The sequence below is a fragment of the Lactonifactor longoviformis DSM 17459 genome, from assembly GCF_900129135.1.
In the GTDB taxonomy this organism is placed as follows: domain Bacteria; phylum Bacillota; class Clostridia; order Lachnospirales; family Lachnospiraceae; genus Lactonifactor; species Lactonifactor longoviformis.
On record NZ_FQVI01000005.1, the window covers coordinates 150,368 to 171,158 of the forward strand.

Sequence of the window (20,791 nt, forward strand, 5' to 3'; positions counted from 1 at the left end):
TTTTTGACTTTAAACATCCCATGTTATGATGTTTAAATAATAGATAACGAGGTGAAATGTATGAAAAATGTGAGTGTAGAAGCATTAAAAGAGCAGGCAAAGGAACTGCGCAAGACAGCGCTGGCTATGATTTATGAAGCACAGTCAGGCCATCCGGGTGGAGCGTTTTCTGCGGCAGACCTTATAACTGCTTTATACTACAGAGAAATGAAGCTTGATCCCCAAACCCCCAATTGGGCTGACAGAGATCGGTTTATACTGTCCAAAGGGCATGCATGCCCCATTCAGTATGCTGCGTTAGGGAGTCTTGGATATTTTGACAGAGAGGTTTTCCACACACTTCGGAAGGAAGGATCCATTCTGCAGGGGCACCCGGATATGAAAAAGTGTCCGGGCATTGATATCTCTACCGGTTCTCTGGGACAGGGGCTGTCCTGCGGCGTGGGTATGGCTCTGGCCGGTAAGAGAGATAACAAAGACTACCGGGTATTTGTAATGGTCGGGGACGGGGAACTGGATGAAGGCCAGGTATGGGAGGCGGTTATGGCCGGCAACGCGTGGAAGCTGGATAACCTAACCGTTATGATCGACAACAACAGCCTGCAGCTGGACGGAACCTGCGACCAGGTGATTCCCCATCTGGATCTGACGAAAAAGTTTGAGGCCTTTGGGTATGAGACCTACGAGATTGACGGAAACAATATGCAGGAGATAGTGGATACCCTGGATAAAATCAGGGAATCTAAAACAGGAAGACCCAAATGTATAAATGCGCATACCGTTAAGGGAAAAGGAGTGTCTTATATGGAAAATCAGTTGGGATGGCACGGAATGGCACCTAATGAGGAACAGTATAAAATTGCGGTGGATGAGCTGGAAAGGGGATTTTAAATATGGAGACAAAGAAAATTGCAACCCGGGATGGATTCGGAGAGGCTATAGCAGAGCTGGGAAAAGAGAACAAGGATATCTATGTGGTGGACATTGATATCGGAAAGTCCTGTAAGACAGGAGAGTTTGCAAAAAAGTTCCCCAGGCAGCATGTAAATGTGGGGATAGCCGAGCAGAATGGCGCCGGTGTTGCTGCAGGTCTTGCTACCACTGGAAAAATCCCCTTTGTGGTAACTTATGCAGTATTTGGCAGCCTGCGTATGGGGGAGCAGGTGCGCCAGGAGATTTGCTATCCGAATCTGAATGTGAAGGTTGCCTGTTCCCACGGAGGACTGACCCCGGCTAATGACGGAGCCAGCCACCAGAGCATTGAGGATATGGGGGTCTACCGTACCATACCCAATATGAAGGTGATCATGCCGGCTGATTACTATGCCGCCAAAGCACTGGTCAGGGAAGCAGCCAATACTTATGGCCCTATGTACCTGCGCTTTACCAGGGATGCAGTCCCTGTTATATACAGCGAGGATACAAAGTTTGAGATTGGGAAAGCTGTTCAGCTCTCTGAGGGAAAGGATATTGCTATCATTGCCAATGGGGATACGGTTTGTATTGCATTAAAGGCAAAGGATATTCTGGAAGAGAGGGGGCTGTCTGCAAGGGTGCTGGATATGCATACAATCAAGCCTCTGGATACTAACGCGGTTATGAGCTGCATAAAAGATATTGGCAGAATCATAACGGTAGAAGATCATAATATTTTAAATGGACTTGGAAGCGCTGTCTGTGAGACAGCCGCAGAAGCCGGGGGAGCCAGAGTAAAACGGGTAGGCGTACAGGACAGGTTTGGGATGTCCGCCCCCTATGAACGCCTTTTGGAGATGAACGGAATAACGGCAGAACACATTGCAGATTTGGCAATGGAAGAATGGTAGAAAGGAAATTTCAGGTATGAGGGCAGGATTCATAGAAAAGCCGGGAGCAGCTTATTTTAAAGAGGTAGAGGAACCTCAAATCGTAAATGATACAGATGTTAAGATTCAGGTGAAGGCAGCGGGAATCTGCGGTTCAGAGGTCCATGCGTTTCATGGCAGACACCCTTTTCGTATCCCTCCGGTGGTATCCGGACATGAGTTTGCCGGTATCATTGCAGAAGTGGGGAAAGGCGTGACAAAATATAAGCCCGGAGATCGGGTGACGGCAGAACCTCAGTATGGCTGCGGAGAGTGCCCAGCCTGCAGAGCGGGCAGATACAATATTTGCAGGGACAAAAAAGTATTGGGGTCCAATGGATGGAGCGGATCCTTCGGAGAATTTGTTGTGGTTCCTGAGAAGACAATTGTGCCGCTGAAAAAGGAGGTCAGCTTTGAGCAGGGCGCATTGATTGAACCCATAGCGGTTGGCATGCATGCGGTAAGGCAGAACCGCATCTCTATCAGTGACACTGTGCTGATCATAGGGGCAGGGACAATTGGGCTGGGCATACTGTTAAGCGTGAAAGCCTGCAATCCCAGATGTATGATAATGACAGATGTGGTGGATTTTAATCTGGAGGCAGCGGGCAAGATGGGCTGCACCCATACAATCAACAGCACAAAGGAGAACCTGGAAGAAAAAATAATGGAGATTACAGAGGGTAAGGGAGTTGACATAACATTTCTGGCCTTTGGCAACGGACCGGTGGTGGAGCAGGCTGCAAAACTCACAAAGAGAGGCGGAGTGATCTCAGAGATAGCACTTATGCAAAATAGTGAGAGAGCGCCCTATGAACTTATCCAGAGCAAAGAGATTTCCCTGATAGGGTCAAATATGTATACCTACGAGGATTACATGGTAGTGGTAGACTGCATGGCAAAGGGATTCATAGATACCAGCCAGTTTATCACACAGAGATATCCCATAGAAAAGATGCAGGAGGCTATGGATATGGCCGACAAAAGACCTGAGCCGGTGATTAAAGTTATGCTGGAGTTTTAACTGATGGAGACGAAAGGATACCCTCATGACAGGGTATCTTTTTGTCTGGGAAATTATAAAAAGTGTTATTGACAACTGAAGATAACCGTGATATATTAAGCATATAGATTAATCGTTTAACTAAGTAATTAGTATTAAAAAAATAAATATTAACGAATAATATATAAAAGTTGCACAATTAAATCTATTTTTTTTACTTTATTAGTTAATCGATTAACTGACGAGGGAGGGAAGCTGTTATGAATATGAAGGAGATTGCCGAGAAGGCGGGTGTATCCGTGGCAACGGTATCCTATGTTCTGAATGGTACAGGTAATGTGAGCCAGAAAAAGCGGGAAGAAATTATGCAGATCGTCGGAGAGGAGGGGTATGTTCCCAACAGAATAGCAAAAAGCCTGAGAACAAAGAAGAGTAATACAATTGGCATCATGGTGGAGGATATCACAGCATTTCAGACTCCAAGAATTATTAATGGAATTAATGAGTATGCAGAGAGGCATGGATATACTGTTATCCTAAATGACATGGGGCTGCTGAAGCGTGTGGGAAAAGATTTTGAGTCAATCAGCCGGTATAAGGAGATAATAGAAAAAGGCTTTCAGATTTTTGAACGGGCCCAGGTGGACGGAATTATTTATGTGGCCCTCCATGACCGAGACGTGTCACAGCTTTTGAAACCGGTAGGGGTTCCTTTTGTCCTTGCCTATTGTTATGACACCGGCAAAAAAAATTATTACGTGACTTATGACAATAAGAATATAACAAAAAAAGCAGTTCAGCACTTAATCGCCAATAATCATACAGATATCGGATTAATCTGCGGGGAGGAATCGTCAAAACCAGCGCACCAGCGGTACGAGGGATTCCGGGAGGCCATGGAAGAGAATCATCTTACCATCAACAATGACTTCATTTTCCCCGGGGATTGGGAATTTGAATCCGGGAGGCTGGCTTATGAGAGGTATAAAAAACTGATGAGCAAACCAACCGCGATTTTTGCTATGAACGATTTGATGGCAGTAGGGTTTATAGACGCCGCTCTGGATGATGGGGTAAGAATTCCGGAAGATGTATCTATCATTGGATTCGATAATCAGGAGGTATGCAGGTTTACCCGCCCCAGGCTGACAACGGTGGATCTGCCTCTGGAAGCCATGGGAGATGAGGCTGGCCGGCTGCTTCTGAGTCTGATCCGCAAGGAGAAGGTTAAGGAGAAAAAGGTAGTTCTGGACTGCCGGTTTGTGGAGAAAAAGTCTGTAGCTAAAAGGTAAATAATAAACATATGTAAGCAGGAGGTATTTTATGAAAAGGAAACTGATGTGTCTGGTAATGGGAATGACAATGGCGTCCATGCTGTTTTCCGGGTGCGGGGATAAGCAGGAATCTGACGGGGGAACAGCCAAAGAACAGGCAAAAGAAGAGGGAACAGACAGTAAAGGTGAGAAGGGGACCAAGCTTGTCATAGGTGCGGAAGCCGGGGCTCCCAACATTGCTTTCTATCAGGAGCATGCAAAGGAATTCACCGAAGAAACGGGGATCGAGATAGAGTGGGTGGAGATACCTCATGATAATATGCATGAGCGTTTTGTTCAGGAAGCTATATCCGGCAGCGGGGCAATTGACATCTACGATACGGATCAGCCCTGGATATCAGAATTTGCATCCAAAGGCTATCTGGAACCTCTGGGAGACAAGCTCACTGAGGAGGATAAGAGTGACTTTTATCAGGCGGCTTTAGACGCATCCTCCTATGAAGGGGAGATTTATTCCATACCGTTTTTTGTCCATACGCCGATTGTGTATTACAGAACCGATTTATTTGAGGAAGCAGGCATTACAGAATTCCCTAAGACGTGGGAGGAGTATGCGGAAGCTGCAAAGAAGCTTACAAAGGATGATGTGTATGGAACCATCATTGAGGCAAAACAGGCAGGTGAGCCTGTGACTCATCTGGTAGACTGGTTCTATCAGGGCGGGGGCTCTATTATTGACAAGGACAATAATGTTACTGTAAATTCCCCGGAAAATATAGAAACTTTTAATTTCCTTCTGAAAATGATGTATGAGGATAAGAGCGTTATGCCGGGTTCCCTGGGCTATGATAATGCAGATGTGCACAATATGTTTATGCAGGGGAAAGTGGCTATGGTGAAAAACTGGCCGTATATGTACGCTATGGCAAAGGATCCGGAGCAGTCAGCAGTATCAGATAAATTTGCAGTGGCAGTTCAGCCTGCAGGAAAAGAGCAGGCCACAGCGGCATGGACCTGGGGATTCGGAATATCAAACAGCTCTAAAAATAAAGAGGCAGCGTGGGAGTTCATACAGTGGGCGACATCTCCCGAACAGTTGGCAGCATTGGGAATAGCAAATACTAATCCGGTGCCCAGAAACTCCTCTCTTGAGATTGTGAAAGGTGATACCTCTCTGACAGACTTTGACAAGGAAAGTATCCAGGTAATGTCAGAGGCTTTGAATTATGCGTCCAATGCAACGGAAAATCCTAATTTTCCAACCGTGCAGAATGAGCTTTCCTATACACTTTCCAATATTATGTCTCAGCAGGTCAGTGTGGAAGAGGGACTGAAAGAGGCGGAGAAAACCATCAAAGAAGCAGTTGAGTAAAACTATATGCCCACACATATAACCCCTATGTGTGGGCATTACTTTTAGAAGAGGTGAGTAGAATGAGGGCAGTATCAGCCAGAGAAAAACGGCGGAGGTTAGCGGGGTACTCGCTGATTGCTCCTGCGGTTCTTATATTAATCATTACGTTTGCAGTACCTTTGCTTTATTCTTTTATAATCAGTATCTCGGATTCTAATGCTATTGTTGCCAATAAGTTTGAACTGGTAGGGCTGAAGAATTACATATCGGTTCTTCAAAACTCCAAATTCCAGTCGGCTTTATTTCACACCTGCTTTTTTGTGATAACAACCATTATACTGGAATTTATCATTGGATTTATTGTGGCCCTGCTGTTGTACCGGGAGACGGCCGGATCTAAGTTTTTTAAATTGATTTTTGCAGTTCCCCTGATGGTTGCCCCTGTTGTATCCGGGCTCCAGTGGAGATGGCTGTTTGCAGACCAGTATGGGATTATTAACCACCTGCTGTCAAAAATCGGCATTGAGGCACCTTTGTGGTTTACCACGGCTCAGACCTCCTGGGTAACCATTATCGTAGCTAATCTGTGGCTTGCGGCGCCTTTTGTTATCCTGGTGCTTCTGGCAGGCCTGGGCGGGCTTTCTGAGGAAATGAACGAGGCGGCGGAGATCGACGGAGCCAATAAATGGCAGGTTTTCCGCAGCATTATACTGCCTCAGCTGAAGCCTACCATTTTAATTATTTTGGTAATCCGCCTCACCGATGCCTTCCGTATCTATGACTTAATCTACATTTTAACCGGGGGAGGCCCGGGGGGAAAGACGGAGGTGCTGAGCACTTACATCTATAAACGGATTTTTACAGACTGGGACTTTGGAAGGGGATCTGCGGCCTCTTTTATTGTCATGGTAATTATCTGTCTTCTCAGCCTTCTGTGCAGTAAGCTGATGAGCGAAAAGGAGGAGTAGGGATGAAAAAGAGAAAAATCATAAACGGGACAGTGATTCTTCTTCTGTCAGTCTGTGCCATTGTTACCATATTTCCTATTCTGTGGATTCTAATCACCTCACTGAAGACGGATGTGCAGATGTTTGCCATTCCCCCGGATCTTCTGCCCAGACCGGCCACTCTGAAACATTACCAGGAGGTTATTGTAGAAGGGAATTTTCTCAGATATCTTTGCAACAGTATCGTGGTTGCACTGGTAAGCTGCGGCATTTCTATGGCGGTGGGGATACCCGCTGCCTACGGATTCGCAAAGTTCTCCAGCCGCAGTATAAAACCGGTCTTCGGGGCTGTGACTGCCGTGCGTATGGTGCCCCAGGTAGCAATGGTAATACCATTCTTTATGATTATGAGGAATCTGAAGCTGAGCGATACCGTGGCAGGTCTTATCCTTACCTATATTCCATTTGAGCTGACCCTGATTATCTGGATGCTGAAGAATTTTTTCGCACAGATACCTAAGGAGGTAGAAGAGGCGGCTGAGCTGGACGGGCTGGGCGTCTGGGGAACGCTGATTAAGGTAGCGGTGCCCCTGTCCAAATCATCCATAGGGGTAGCAGGACTTATGGCATTTCTGTTTTCCTGGAATGAATTCATGTTTGCCCTGTCTCTTACATCAACAGCCAGGGCCCAGACATTAACCATAGGAATTGCGGGATATGTTACTTCCTTCCAGACATTCTGGGGAGCCATGTCTGCAACGGGAATACTGTTTATGATTCCGGCATTTATACTGACAATAATTTTCCAGAAGGATTTAGTAAAAGGTCTGACTGCAGGAGCAGTGAAAGGATAGAGGTATGCGAGTAAAAATAAATGAAAAAAGAACAGAGATAAGAGATGCAGAAGAAATGGTTGTGGGAGCTGTAACCAATCCGGTGATTTTTGAACTTTGGGACGGATCTCAGGAAAATTCTGTGATCCGAACGGAAGCCTCTTACCAGGAGGTGAAGTATGGGGCAGATGAGGTGACAGCATCTGCAGTCCTGGAAAACGAAGGGGCAGGAAGGATTGCGCTTACGGATCGGTACAGCCAGGACAATTACGGCATTCTGTTGGAACGGACGGTAAAGATTCAGAAAGCAGGCGGCAAAAAGGGGATCCGGCTTTTGCTGGAAATGGAGCTGTTTCCGGAGGAGGAGACAGGATTCGCAGAACTCAGATACTTTGCACCGCCGGCTATCTTTGATAAGAACGATCTGGATGAAGACGGGTATGAAGATTATTTTCATACACAGAAAACTATATTTCGGGATGACAGATTTAATTATCCTGTTTTTATGGCATATTCAGAGAAACATAAGAAGGCTGTCCGTCTGGAGCGTGCGCCCCTTCCCGCCTTTGACTCTAATCCGGACCGGGGCAGCCAGGGCAGAGATGCATTATTTTTGCAGAAGACGGACATAGGAAGCATGGGAGCAGACGGGGAGGGAGAGGGAAATGTGAAGCTTGCCGCCTGCTACCCCTTCTATGAGGGGGATGCCACCATCGGCCTTTACATTGTTAAGACAGTTCCCTTCGGTGCGTTCTGGCCGCTGGAGGAGGGAGAAAGCTTTCACGTTTCTTACCGTCTGAGCAGCTGCAGCCACAAGGATTTTCATGATGCATGCTGGTACAGCGTGAAGTCGGTCATTGACAGAGAAAAACCTGAACCAAAAGCATTGCTGGAGTCTCCGGAAGAAATTGTCCGATACCGCCTGGAGGCGCTGGATAAGTACTATGTTGAGAAAACGCACGCAGAGGATGAAAATGAGCCGGCGGGCTATGTACTGAACTGCCATCCCCAGGAGGGACGGCAGCTGGAAAACATTATTCAGTATGGATTTACCGGACAAAATATTTTGAATGCATGGAATGTACTCCGCTATGGGTACCAGACGGAGAATCCCGAATATATCAGAAAAGCGAGGAAGGTGGCAGACTTTTTTGCTGATAAAATTCATATCAGGGAATCCGGACTGTTTTACAACCTATATAATATTGATATGAAAAAAGTAAATTTCTGGTGGACCGGCTTACTTCTTCCCCTGGCGTATGCCGAGGGAGAGGAACTGGAGGAGCTGATGGGGCCTCTGTATGACTACCGCAGAGAGGTCATAGATACTCTGGTAAACCTGAAAGGTGCGTACCTCAGATGTATGAATGAGGACGTGACAGCGCTTCTTCGGCTGTATCGTCTGGAGAAGGAGCACGGTGTTCTTCATGAAAACTGGCTGGAAGCCATCCAAAACTATGGGGAATTTCTTCTTACCGCACAGGAGGAAGACGGCGGCTGGTACCGGGCCTATGATTTGCAGGGAAATCCCATCACGCACCCGGAACTGTGGTTTGGAAAGAGTATCTGCGAAAAACGGTCTTCTACCGGGACCTCCATTTCATTTTTAGTGGAGATGTACCAGATGACAGGTGAGGAAAAATATCTGGCAGCGGCAGAAAAAGCAGGGGCTTTTGTAAAAGAATATATCATAGACAAGGTGAGATTCAACGGGGGCGTACATGACAGTATCTATGCAAAGGGGCAGCTGATTGACAATGAAAGTATTCTATATCCCATGTTCGGCATGCTTTCTCTGTATGAGGCTACTAAAAAGGAAGTGTATCTGGAAGGAGCAGTGAGAGCAGCTCATTATACTGCATCCTGGGTATGCCTGTGGAATGTGCCTTTGCCGGAGGACAGCACGCTCAGAAAATATGGGTTCAACAGTATAGGAATGGGAGCCTGCGATACCTGCGGCTGCGGATATGTCCACCCGTTCCAGCTCATGTGTGTGGCCGAGATTGCGCAGATTGCTGTCTATGCACAAGATCCGGAGCTTTTTGAGACAGCCCGGCTCTATTGGCTGGGGTGCAGCCAGACCGTAGCTCTTCCGGAAAATGACTGGGGCTATGCAGAATATGGGCTTCAGGAAGAGGGATATCTGGTGAGCTGGTGGGCGGTAGATGATCCTATGTTCAGCGGTGACAAAGGCTTTGGCCACAGATGGAAAGGAGAGGGCAATAAGACTTGCTTCCCATGGATTAATGCTGTGGGAGTTAAGGCCTATTGGGCTCTGCTGGATCGCTTCGGAACTACTGACTTTGAACAGATACGAAATAAACATTTCCGCTAGGAGAACAAAAATGAGACTGGAGACAATTAATCTTACAGATATAAAGATAGAAGACCGGTTCTGGTCAAAACATATTCATTTAGTAAAGGACGTTATTCTTCCCTATCAGTGGGATATTATGAATGATAAGGTGCCCGGGGCAGAGTCCAGCCGCTGTCTGGAGAATTTTAAGATAGCGGCTGGACGGAGGCAGGGAGAATTCTACGGAGCTGTTTTTCAGGACACCGATATAGCAAAATGGATGGAGGCAGTGGGATATTCCCTGTCTTCCGGGAGGAACCAGGAGCTTGAGGCATTGGCCGACGGTGTGGTGGATCTTCTGGCAGAGGCACAGCAGCCGGATGGATATATGGATACTTACTTTATTATCAGAGAGCCGGACAAAAAGTGGAAGGATCTGTGCGAGGGGCATGAACTGTATACTGCAGGCCATATGATGGAAGCTGCCGTGGCTTACTACAACGCCACAGGAAAAAGAAAGTTCCTCGACTGTGTTCTGAAACTGGGAGATCTTATCTGTGAAACCTTCGGTCCCGGGGAGGGACAGAACCACGGATATCCCGGACACCAGGAGGTGGAAATCGGCCTGATAAAGCTGTATGAGGCTACAGGGAATCGAAAGTATCTGGACATGGCAAAATATTTTTTGGATATCCGCGGGTTAGGGGAGAACTACTTTCTGAAGGAGCAGAAGTCACCGGACTACCTGCATATTTTCCCTGAATTCGAGGACTATGATCCCAGGTATTCACAGTCCCACAAGCCGGTAAGAGAGCAGGATACTGCGGAGGGACACGCGGTGCGGGCGGTTTACATGTATTGTGCCATGGCAGATGTGGCCAGTGCTTACGGGGATGAGGCAATGCTGGAGGCCTGCAGGCGGCTGTGGGAGAATATAACGGAAAAGAGAATGTATATCACAGGGGGAATCGGCTCCTCTGGAATTCTGGAACGGTTTACCACAGACTATGATCTCCCCAACGATTATAATTATTCGGAGACCTGTGCCTCCATAGGCATGGCACTGTTCAGTCTGCGGATGGCTAATATTACCCGGGAGAGCAAATATGCGGATGTGGTAGAGCTGGAGCTGTATAATAATATCCTGGCCGGGGTCGCCCTGGACGGCAAACGTTTCTTTTATGTAAACCCACTGGAGGTGATTCCCGGGAACTGTATCCCCAGAACGTCCCGGGAGCATGTAAAGGAGCAGCGGCAAAAGTGGTTCGGGGTGGCCTGCTGTCCCCCAAACATTGCCAGGACCCTGGCCTCGCTGGGACAGTACATCTATGGAACAGACAAAGATCAGATTTATATGCATCTTTTTATATCCGGCCAGACCTGTTTTCGCGTGGGAAATTCTACTGTCAGCTTAGAAGTGGAGTCAGAGCTTCCCTGGCGGGGAGAGGTCAGCACCAGCCTGACGGGGGTACCGGAATCGGGGATCTGCATCAACTTCAGGATTCCCGCCTATGCCCGGGACTATACAATATGCTCCGGGGGAAGACAGATACCGTATGAGAACTGCAGGGGATATGCAAGCGTCCGTGTAACAGAGGATACCAAGCTTCAGATTCGCTTCTCCATAGAGCCTGTGTTTGTCCGGGCGGATGTCAAGGTGAGTTCTGACGTGGGAAAGGTAGCTGTAATGCGGGGACCTTTGGTCTACTGCCTGGAAGAGAAAGACAATGGAAATAATCTTGCGGCACTCTTTGCAGATACGGAAAAAGGACTTTGGGAGGAACCGTCGGAAGAGTTTGGAGGCATAATCGCCGTCAGATTTCAGGGGAAAAAGATGGTGAATAGCTCCAGACATCTGTATGAAACTTATGAGCCGCAGTATGAGACCCGGGAAATACGGGCAATTCCCTATGCTTACTGGAACAATAGAGGTGTGGGTGAGATGGCTGTCTGGGTAAAAGCCATTATAAAGTAAATGAATAAAACAGGCTGCTGTAAAATGAAATTTGTTTTACAGCAGCCTGTTTTGTCACTTTTTTATTGTCGTTATCAGAATATGTGATAAAATAGAAAAGAATGTAGAATCATAGAAAATAGAAATGTGGAGGTTGGAAAATGGAACGTAGAAAAGTGATTCAGGTGGAAGAGAAGGTGCCTTTTAAGATGCTGGTGCCATTGAGTATCCAGCATATGTTTGCCATGTTCGGGGCATCTGTCTTAGTGCCCTTTATCTTTCAGATTAATCCTGCGATTGTACTTCTCATGAATGGTGTGGGAACCCTGCTGTTTATCCTTATCACGAAGGGCAAAGCGCCTGCCTATCTGGGCTCGAGTTTTGCCTTTTTGGCTCCCGCAGGTATTGTAATATCCAAGTTCGGTTATCCGTATGCCCTGGGCGGCTTTGTTGCTGTGGGTGTCTGCGGCTGTATTCTGGCATTTATCATCTATAAGTTTGGTACGGAGTGGATCGATGTAGTCCTTCCTCCTGCTGCTATGGGACCCGTGGTAGCCCTCATCGGTCTGGAGCTTTCCGCAACGGCAGCCAGCAATGCAGGGCTTCTGGAGGAAACAGTGGAACCTAAGAATGTAATTGTATTTATTGTCACTCTGGGCACTGCGGTATTGGGATCTGTACTTTTCAAAAAGTTTCTTTCTGTGATTCCTATTTTGATTGCTATTCTGGTAGGGTATGCGGCGGCACTCCTGTGCGGAATTGTGGATTTTGCGGAGGTAGCGGCCGCACCCTGGTTTGCACTGCCGAACTTTGTGATGCCGAAGTTCAATATCAGTGCTATTCTGATTATTCTTCCGGTGCTTCTGGTGACGGCCTCTGAGCATGTGGGGCATCAGATTGTCACCAGTAAGATTGTGGGCAGAGAGCTTCTGAAAGATCCCGGCCTCCACCGTTCTTTATTTGCAGATTATTTTTCTACTGCCTTGTCCGGAATGATTGGGTCTGTGCCCACTACCACATACGGGGAAAACATTGGTGTAATGGCAGTGACCAAGGTATACAGCGTATATGTCATCGGCGGTGCCGCGGTTTTGTCCATCGCTGCCTCCCTGTTTGGAAAGCTTTCCATGCTCATCAGCACCATACCGGGGCCGGTAATCGGCGGAATTTCCTTTCTGCTCTACGGCATGATCGGAGCTTCGGGAATTCGCATTCTGGTGGACTCCAGGGTAGACTACGGCAGCTCCAGGAATCTGACCCTTACGTCCGTCATATTTGTGACCGGATTATCAGGGATTGCCTTAAAAATGGGCAATATTGAGCTGACAGGCATGGTTCTTGCCTGCGTGGTGGGCATGCTGCTAAGTCTGCTTTTCTATGTATTTGATAAATTACACTTGACGAATGATCAGGAGGAAGAAGGAGAGGCATGATTCATATTGCCGGAAAGCTAAGTGAGAAAAGAAAGGAAAGGGGAATCACCCAGGAGGAGCTGGCCTCATTTATGGGGGTATCCAAAGCGTCGGTGTCAAAGTGGGAGACCGGAGTTTCCCATAGTTAAAGATACCACACCAAACATAACAACACCACGCTTATACGGGACTTAGCACACCCCAAAAGAACATACAGAAATCCCCCATAAGCAACAAGGTTTGCTTTATGGGGGATTTCTTGTTTTAATTGTCGTTTTTGATATTATTCAACAGTCTCAATAGAATCCACAATGCTCATTCTTGCAATAGAACGCAGAGGAATTGCCGTTGCAAGCAGGCAGGCCACAATAGAAATAATCGCAGCTTCCACAATCGCCATAACCGGAACAGCGACAAGCTGTAAAGCATCGGTCTGTGCTGCTCCGACAAAGATACAGCAGACATAGCCAAACACTGCTCCAATCACTGACGCAATGATACCGTAATAAGCGCCCTCCCACAGAAATGTTTTATAAAGGCTTGCGGCACTCATTCCAATAGCCCGCTGCATCCCGATTTCACCGACACGAGTATGAATATTGCTGTAAACGGTATTGATGATGTTCAGGATGCCAATGATACCGATAAAGATGATAAGCACCCAGCACAGCATTTTGATCTGTTCAAAGCTTTCTATCATCTCATTGCTGCTTTGGAGATAGGAAAGCCAATGTGTTCCTGGATAATTGCTGCACCAGCTATCCAACCAGCTTTCAAAGGTATCTGTATCGGCGTTATCCTGTAATGTAGGATAGACTTCTGAATAACTGTCGTTTCCGAGCAGTGAACAGTATATTTCGTCATTCACGATGAGTTGAACACCATTCGTAAAGCCATCATTATTGATTGTGATTGCTGTATCGATCAATCCTAATACAGGAAGTGTTCTGTCTCCCAGTTGAATGGTATCACCTACGGTAAGATCAGTCTGCTGAACAGTTGTATCTCCATAAGAAAAGGCAATGGGATTTTTTACAAGGCAGCCTGTTCCATCTTTCAAAGCCTGTTTATCCTGAGCAGACAAGTTAGGAGCATAGATTTGTAATTGTGCTTCATCCACATTTACAAGCTGCAAGGTTTCATGGCTCTGTACGGAAAGATCAGTTTCAAAGGGCAGTATATCACCGGCACCTGGCATAAATACAGAAAGCCGTGTAGTGGAAACACTTTCTACTGCGTCATTTTCCGCTAATGTTTTTACGGCTTCTGATGGGATGCCAACGGTTTCATTTGTAACTGCATAGTCGCTGAAATACATGTCCTGAACGGAACTGCTGGCATCAAGCAGCCCTGTAAAGCTCTGCAAGGCAACAAATACGGTAATACTCATAACCAAAGACAGAATGGTAACTGCTGTTCTTCCACGCCCTCGTTTTAGGTTGAGCCTTGCATAATAGGCTTCAAAATTACGGATGTTGCGGTTCCTTTTTATCCTGCGTTTGATTTTCACAGTCTGCCCCGACATAGCAACAGTAGGAGATACATGGGATGCGTACCGGGCAGCAGGAAAGGCAGCCAGCAGAGCAAACAGAAGTATGACTGCGATACTGGCAAAGAGCATCGGTAGTTTTACCGTACTGGCGGTGTTGATTGCAGAGTTCAATTCGGAAGTGCTGTTTGCCATGAACAGATCGGGATTGAGAAGCCCCGTAGCCGCAATCAATACACCTTTTGCCGACAATATACCGAGCAGCAATCCGATAGGAATACCGGCTCCACAGAGAATCAAAAGCTGCAAAGAAACCAAACGATAGATTTGCCCTCGTTCTCCACCAATCGCACGAAGTGTTCCGTATTCTTTGATGCGTTTTGTGATAGAGATTTTCAGAATGTTGTAGATTACCAGCCCAGCCGCCAGCAAGACCAGAACACCCACCAAAATACACGCCGCAGTCATAAATGAAAATCCCGTACCGGTATCGCTGTCTGCCGCTTCATCATAGGAAATACCAATAGCGTCAAGCAAAACCCAGTTATATTGGATATACCGTTCATCCACGTTCAAATCTTCTGCGAGAGCATAAATGATGCTTTGAAAATTTTGCTTGTCATAAGTCTTAAAATCTGTGGAATAAAGCAGATACTCTTCTGGCAACAGTTCTTCTGCGGTTCCCTCACCGACAATCCCCTCAACCGTACCAGATGCGTAGCCGATATAGCTGCTTTCCAGAATGCCCGTCAATACAAAATCAGCAGAATATTCTAACTCTGACAGCGATCCATCCATAACGGAAACACTCAAATCCAGAGAAACGGTATCGCCAATTACAGCGTCCAATCCAAGATATTGAAGCGCATCCTCCGACAGGGCAATCTCAATCGCTTCCTCTGGTAATCGTCCCTCTTTTACGTTTCCGATTGCCGGGTACATAGATAATGCGTTATCGTGATATTCCCGAAGATATAAAGATAAACTACTGTTGCCTAATGGTGTGCTGCCGATAAAGATCGTATCGCCTACATCATATAGGCGATCATCTTCATGCAGCTTTTGCGCTTGTTCCTTGCCAAGCTGATGAAAGGTTGCATAACGGTTTCCGTTCAGACCCGCCGCCTGCTGAATACGCATGGATTGCAATATACCAATAGACTGACCGATCACTGTCGTCATAATCGTGGACATGATAACTGCAACCAAGATCAGGATTGCCGTGATTTTCTGTGCTTTCAGTTCTTTCCATGCAAGAGCTAAATAAGATTTCATCTTGCTGTCACCTCCGAAAGAACACCGTCCACAATTACAAATTGCCGGTCTGCCATTCTTGCAATGCGGCTGTCGTGAGTGATGATAACAAGCGTTTTCCCCATCTTTTTCCATATGCTTTGCAGCATTTCCATAACCTCGCCGCCGCTCTTGCTGTCCAGATTTCCAGTCGGTTCGTCAGCAAAAATAATATCCGGCTTTGCGATCAGGGCGCGGGCAATCGCTACACGCTGTTGCTGACCGCCGGAAAGTTCATGGGGCAAATGGGTCAGCCGTTCACGAATACCTAACAAATCCGTAAGCTGATTTAGATATACTTCGTCCGGCTGCTTTTTGTCCAGAAGCAGGGGCATGATGATGTTTTCTTTTGCGGTCAGCACAGGGAGAAGATTGAATTGCTGAAAGATAAATCCGATGCGCCGACGGCGAAATGAGGACAGTTCTTTGTCATTAAAACGATAAATGTCTTTTCCATCGTATGTCAGACTGCCGGAAGTCGGCTTGTCCAGTCCAGACAGCAGGTGGAGCAAGGTACTTTTGCCGCTGCCAGATGGTCCCATAATAGAAATAAAATCGCTGGATGCAATTTCAAGGTTGACTTTATCCAACGCAACGACACGGCTCTCGCCGCTGCCGTAGATTTTCGATAGTTCCTTTGCTTCAATGTTCATAAAAAACACTCTCCTTGTTTATAATATAAGGAGAGTGTAAAACAGAAATCTCAAAAAACGCTCAAGGTTTCTGATTTATTTGGAAAGAAGCAGTAGCCGTTGCGCCATAACTTTTGCTGTTTTCCAGTGTAAGTGTTCCTCCATGCTTCAGACATAGTATCTGGCTGCTGTATAGCCCCATACCAAAGTGTGCGGAGTCTTCTTTCATTTTTCCAAACGGTTTCGGGCCGCTTTGTATTAACTCCACAGGATAGCCTGGCCCATCGTCTGTAACTGATAGATGCAAGAAGTTTCCTTTCCGTTCCAAATGAATTTCAATTTTACTCTTTGCAAACCGAGCCGCATTTCCAATTAGATTTTCAGCAACGGTTAAAACCAATCCATGATCTAATTGTATTGTCCCCTTATCAGGTGCGGAAACAGACGGTTCTAATGCTCCTGCAAGAATTTTTGCTGTTTCCTCTAATTCAGAATGTAGCAGTGAATAGGAATACTCGTTTATCCGCACCGGCATTTGTTCTAATCGTTGGATGCTACTCATAGCTTCTGCATACTGTTCAATCCGTAATGTATAGCTTTCCAATCTGTCAATGGCTTGTTCATCTGCTGTTCCCTGCCGCAGTAATTTTATAGTTCCCTTTAAGACCGTGATCGGATTGCGCAAGTCATGGGAAAAGGCGGCATTTAGCCTTTTCCGTTCTTCTGCCTGCCGCCACAGTTCCTGATTTGATTTCAGAAGTTCTTCGCGCATAGTATCAAAGGCGGTGCAGAGCTGCCCCAATTCATCATCAGAATGGACAGGCATAGAAAAGTCAAGGTCATGGTTCCGAATCCGTGAAATCCCATTCCGTAGCGTGGAGATCGGCTGTTTCAATTTGATATGATAATATAATATGCCGGATAGAGCCAGCCCGCCCATAGGGAGAACAATGCAGGACACAATTTGAATGATTCCAAGCATGGACAATATATTTTGCTGGGTCTCTGTGGGGGTTTCCATTTTAACGATTGAACCGTCTGCTAAAATTTCTATTCCACCGGAGGGAAAGTTGCTGCTGATTGAATTGCATATCATAAAGACTAAGCCTAACATCAGGAGAGCCACCAAAACACAGGAAGCAGATAGGACGAGAAAAGTTTTCTTTAATTCCATATTTTTCAGACGTTCCACCGATAACCACACCCCCAAACTGTATCAATATAACTGTGAAGCGTACAAGCAGCCAGCTTCGCCCGGATTTTCCTGATATGTTCCATGACAGTATCACTGTTACCCTCGCCGTCAAGTCCCCACACTGTTTCATAAATACGCTCCCGGTCAAATACCTGTCCGGCATTCAGCGAAAGCAGCTCCACAATATCAAATTCCCTTTTTGATAAAGCAACAGGTTCACCCGCCACTGTGACGGTTCGGGCTGAATAATCAATCGTCAGTTCACCAAAGAAGCGAATTGTCGCTTTATTCCTGTGTCGCTGCTCCCTCCTCAGATGTGCGGCAACTCTCGCCCCTAATTCGTCCAAATCAAAAGGCTTAATGATATAATCGTCGGCACCTGCCTGAAAGCCGATGATTTTATCGGCAGATTCGACCCTTGCCGTCAAAAAAAGAATGGGGCAAGTAATAAGCTCCCGAATTTTCTGACAAAGGGTCAATCCGTCTATGTCCGGCATATTGATGTCGAGCAGGATTAAATCGGGCTGTCTTGCTAATTTTTGAAGTGCTTCATTTCCGCAATAAGCGGTCAACACCTCATATTGAGAAGAAAAATAACTCGCCATCATATCTACAATTCCCGGTTCATCATCAACAATAAGAAGCCTTTGTTTCATGCTATCATCTCCATTTGCAATTCATAATATTTATCGTAACAGCCAAATCTCAAAAAACGCTCAAACTTTTGCCGTCAGGAAAGTATAAAATCAATAGACTGATAAATTTATTATAATATTACTCTGCTGATACAGCCAGTCCGTAAATTCTTTCGGGCTGGCTGTCTTTTCTTTTACAGCCTTTTTTCTCTTCAATGCTTCTTTCTTGAACGCTTCAAAAGCAGTCAGCATTTCTTCCAGCTGGTCAGCCGGGAATCCCGCTGTCCTCTTCGCTTTGTTGATCTTATTGCGCCAGTTCTGGCATTCATTTTTATAAAGCAGGTCATAGTTATTTTCTCTTGCCCTCTCGTCAAATTCCCGCTTGTTTTGAAGCGCCTGTGCTTTTCGGCAATTGTCGCTGCACAGCTCATACCGCTGGCTCTTTGCCAGAAAATATTTTCCACAAACCTTGCACCGCCGGAAGCAAAGCCCCCAGTTATTCAGCCTGTTCAGATAATAGGTAATCAACGGGTAGAGGGACGCATAGGCAGACACACATTCTTCTGTGCGCCGGTTGTCCGGGAACCAGAGGTCAAGCCGGGTATCTTCTGACGGTGCGCCTTTGAAATAAAGGCTGCCAGCTTGAAAATGTTTCGGTTTTCCTGTCTCCCTGTCAAAGCTCATGGTTTCGTTATGGAATACACCGGTCAGGCTGCTCATTTTATCCATGAAGCGGTCACAGGCAGCGTTACGGTCACGGGGTTCTCTGGCAAGCAGATAGCTGTTCCAAATACGGAACGCCACATACATTTTCAGAGGGTCGTTGCTAAGATATTTTCCCCAGAGAAATTCGCTTGCCGCCTGCTCCAGCTCCGGCTGTTTCCATCTGTTGGAGTGTAGGGCTTGCCGCAGCGGAGAAAGCCCGTATAAGTTCCAATCTCTGTCCGTGTCGCACTCAAAGTTTATCAAAAAAGTCCCCAGCGGGCGTGTCATATCACAAAGCACCTCTGCGTTTTGGCTCCCGTTCAGACGGAAGCGGATCTGCTGTTCTTCCCCAATCAAAATCCTCTCTTTCATTTTCTTCCTGTCCAGCGTCAGGACAAACAAAATCCTCTCAAAACATGGCTCATGCCGTATAAACTGATTCTCCATCCCTATCCCCTGTCTTTGATTATGGTAATTATATAATTCAGTTATATCCGTTACACTCATGGTATCGAAGAAGCATTGTTTTGTCAAGGATAGTCCGCTATGATGATTGCAGTTGGTAATTTCGTGCCACACAGTACCTTGACAAGTGAATGACCGTCCAAAAGGGATATGACCGGCAGGAGAAGTGACGCATCCGGCGCACCAATGCAGGGAAACACCGCAGGAATGGGGCAGGAAAACGGCTTTTGGGGAGAACGGCAACAGGAAGCATTTTAACCTATTTGATTTATGGGAGGAACAGAATGAACGATAAAAAGAGATTGAACAGCTACGAGGATTTACCGCTGGTTCTGGATGTGGCGGACATCCAGCGGATTATGGGAATTTCAAGAGCGAGCGCCTATGAGCTGGTACACACCCCCGGCTTTCCGGCGTTCCGCAGGGGCAGGCTTATCAAGGTCAGCAAGATTGCTTTCTTTGAATGGATGGCAAAAGGCTCCGAAACCGTACCGGGAAGTGACAAATAAGCGTGAGGTATCATTCCCTGACTGCAATACTGCCGCACTTTCCAAAGGGGCATACAGAGGGAAAAACCTTAAAAATGATACCGAGACGCTACACCAAAACAGCCTATCTGCGTACATCAGATAGAAACGGAGAAAGGAGCCGGTTATGGCAAGAATGAGCAACAAGCGACGGCTGGAATGGTCTTTCTTCTTAAATGACCGCAGCCGTATCACTTACAACGAACTGTGCCGGAAATGCCAGCACGAATGTAAACAGAGCTTCCGGGCGGTTGTGGTTGACTGCCCGAAGTATCTTTCCAAGCGTTCCAAGAAAAAGGACAAGACTGCCGGAAACGGCAAAATCCCTTAGGAACTAAGGGCGCACTTCTATACATAGTCTAAAGACCATGTATCGTGCGTCCTGCGGAGCTTACCTCTGCCGCTGATAAAATCAGCAATCCGAGGTCTGCGTTCGCTTTGCTCCGACAAGGTGGCTACACCCCCTTGCGCCGCTAAAGCGGCTATCCCCTGTGTACCCGCCGCAAAGAGAAATCCGCTCTGTGGTTTTCCCTTTTCATCGGGCTTTATAGAAGCACTGACACAGACTGTCTGCGGATGGTCTTTCTTTATCTTATAAGCAAAGGATGTGAGAACATGGAAAAATCTTTGGAACAGTTAAAGCAGGAATATGAAAAAACCACTGTCCTGCTGGAACGGGAAAAACGGAAAATGCAGCGTTTGAAAAACCGGCAGGCGTATCTGGAAAGCGGTTCCCGGAAACAGAGGACGCACCGGCTGATTACCCGTGGGGCAGCCGTTGAGAGCATTGTGCCACAGACAAAGGAGCTGACCGAAACGGAATTTTATTCCCTCATGGAAAGCATTTTGAATCTGCCGCAGGCGGAGCCTTTCATCCGGTCTGCCGCAGAAAACCACGCCCGTATTTCCGGGCAGGAGAAAGGCGGTGACTAA

The 20,791-nt window shown here is 46.7% G+C and carries 18 protein-coding genes and 1 pseudogene; 14 read left to right on the forward strand and 5 right to left on the reverse strand.

Features of this window, described 5'->3' with window-relative positions:
* The first annotated feature begins 60 nt into the window (after nt 1-60).
* The 11 genes and pseudogenes from BUA56_RS07340 to BUA56_RS07390 all read left to right on the forward strand — a co-directional run.
* Complete coding sequence (locus tag BUA56_RS07340) at nt 61-891, forward strand: transketolase (protein ID WP_072850433.1); 831 nt, start codon at nt 61-63, stop codon at nt 889-891.
* A gap of 2 nt (nt 892-893) precedes the next feature.
* Nucleotides 894-1,826 carry a transketolase family protein gene (locus BUA56_RS07345; protein ID WP_072850435.1) on the forward strand — a complete coding sequence of 311 codons (933 nt, stop codon included), beginning with the start codon at nt 894-896 and terminating at the stop codon, nt 1,824-1,826.
* A 16-nt stretch (nt 1,827-1,842) separates the two neighbouring features.
* A complete protein-coding gene (locus tag BUA56_RS07350) occupies nt 1,843-2,868 on the forward strand; it encodes a zinc-dependent alcohol dehydrogenase (protein WP_072850437.1) in 1,026 nt (341 codons plus the stop codon).
* A 239-nt stretch (nt 2,869-3,107) separates the two neighbouring features.
* A complete protein-coding gene (locus BUA56_RS07355) occupies nt 3,108-4,139 on the forward strand; it encodes a LacI family DNA-binding transcriptional regulator (protein WP_072850439.1) in 1,032 nt (343 codons plus the stop codon).
* A 31-nt stretch (nt 4,140-4,170) separates the two neighbouring features.
* Nucleotides 4,171-5,493, forward strand: a complete 1,323-nt coding sequence (locus BUA56_RS07360; RefSeq protein ID WP_072850441.1) for an ABC transporter substrate-binding protein — start codon at nt 4,171-4,173, stop codon at nt 5,491-5,493.
* Nucleotides 5,494-5,555: 62 nt separating this feature from the next.
* On the forward strand, nt 5,556-6,443 hold the full coding sequence (locus BUA56_RS07365; protein ID WP_072850443.1) for a carbohydrate ABC transporter permease: 888 nt from the start codon (nt 5,556-5,558) through the stop codon (nt 6,441-6,443).
* Between the two features lie 2 nt (nt 6,444-6,445).
* Entirely contained in the window at nt 6,446-7,276 is an 831-nt protein-coding gene (locus BUA56_RS07370) for a carbohydrate ABC transporter permease (RefSeq protein ID WP_072850445.1), read from the forward strand.
* Nucleotides 7,277-7,280: 4 nt separating this feature from the next.
* A complete protein-coding gene (locus BUA56_RS07375; protein ID WP_072850447.1) occupies nt 7,281-9,590 on the forward strand; it encodes a YyaL domain-containing protein in 2,310 nt (769 codons plus the stop codon).
* Between the two features lie 10 nt (nt 9,591-9,600).
* Complete coding sequence (locus tag BUA56_RS07380) at nt 9,601-11,526, forward strand: glycoside hydrolase family 127 protein (protein WP_072850449.1); 1,926 nt, start codon at nt 9,601-9,603, stop codon at nt 11,524-11,526.
* Nucleotides 11,527-11,666: 140 nt separating this feature from the next.
* Complete coding sequence (uraA, locus tag BUA56_RS07385) at nt 11,667-12,938, forward strand: uracil permease (protein WP_072850451.1); 1,272 nt, start codon at nt 11,667-11,669, stop codon at nt 12,936-12,938.
* Nucleotides 12,935-13,060, forward strand: a pseudogene (locus BUA56_RS07390) (helix-turn-helix domain-containing protein); the annotation flags it as partial. The gene uraA and the pseudogene BUA56_RS07390, both read left to right, overlap by 4 nt.
* Before the next feature lie 140 nt (nt 13,061-13,200).
* On the opposite strand, the gene BUA56_RS07395 reads toward BUA56_RS07390, so the two are convergent.
* The 5 genes from BUA56_RS07395 to BUA56_RS07415 all read right to left on the reverse strand — a co-directional run bounded on the left by BUA56_RS07395 (nt 13,201) and on the right by BUA56_RS07415 (nt 19,313).
* Complete coding sequence (locus tag BUA56_RS07395; RefSeq protein WP_004850550.1) at nt 13,201-15,681, reverse strand: ABC transporter permease; 2,481 nt, start codon at nt 15,679-15,681, stop codon at nt 13,201-13,203.
* On the reverse strand, nt 15,678-16,352 hold the full coding sequence (locus BUA56_RS07400) for an ABC transporter ATP-binding protein (RefSeq protein ID WP_004850548.1): 675 nt from the start codon (nt 16,350-16,352) through the stop codon (nt 15,678-15,680). The genes BUA56_RS07395 and BUA56_RS07400 overlap by 4 nt, the downstream gene beginning before the upstream one ends.
* A gap of 61 nt (nt 16,353-16,413) precedes the next feature.
* Nucleotides 16,414-17,523: a HAMP domain-containing sensor histidine kinase gene (locus BUA56_RS07405; RefSeq protein WP_308796015.1), complete on the reverse strand. Its 1,110-nt coding sequence runs from the start codon at nt 17,521-17,523 to the stop codon at nt 16,414-16,416.
* Complete coding sequence (locus BUA56_RS07410) at nt 17,511-18,182, reverse strand: response regulator transcription factor (RefSeq protein ID WP_004850543.1); 672 nt, start codon at nt 18,180-18,182, stop codon at nt 17,511-17,513. The genes BUA56_RS07405 and BUA56_RS07410 overlap by 13 nt, the downstream gene beginning before the upstream one ends.
* A gap of 90 nt (nt 18,183-18,272) precedes the next feature.
* A complete protein-coding gene (locus BUA56_RS07415; protein ID WP_055268390.1) occupies nt 18,273-19,313 on the reverse strand; it encodes a DUF6076 domain-containing protein in 1,041 nt (346 codons plus the stop codon).
* A gap of 302 nt (nt 19,314-19,615) precedes the next feature.
* Between BUA56_RS07415 and BUA56_RS07420 the strand changes: the two genes are divergently transcribed.
* The 3 genes from BUA56_RS07420 to BUA56_RS07430 all read left to right on the forward strand — a co-directional run bounded on the left by BUA56_RS07420 (nt 19,616) and on the right by BUA56_RS07430 (nt 20,791).
* Complete coding sequence (locus tag BUA56_RS07420; RefSeq protein ID WP_005362423.1) at nt 19,616-19,840, forward strand: helix-turn-helix domain-containing protein; 225 nt, start codon at nt 19,616-19,618, stop codon at nt 19,838-19,840.
* Between the two features lie 145 nt (nt 19,841-19,985).
* Complete coding sequence (locus BUA56_RS07425) at nt 19,986-20,189, forward strand: hypothetical protein (RefSeq protein WP_004614949.1); 204 nt, start codon at nt 19,986-19,988, stop codon at nt 20,187-20,189.
* A 284-nt stretch (nt 20,190-20,473) separates the two neighbouring features.
* Nucleotides 20,474-20,791: a DUF3847 domain-containing protein gene (locus BUA56_RS07430; protein WP_019162597.1), complete on the forward strand. Its 318-nt coding sequence runs from the start codon at nt 20,474-20,476 to the stop codon at nt 20,789-20,791.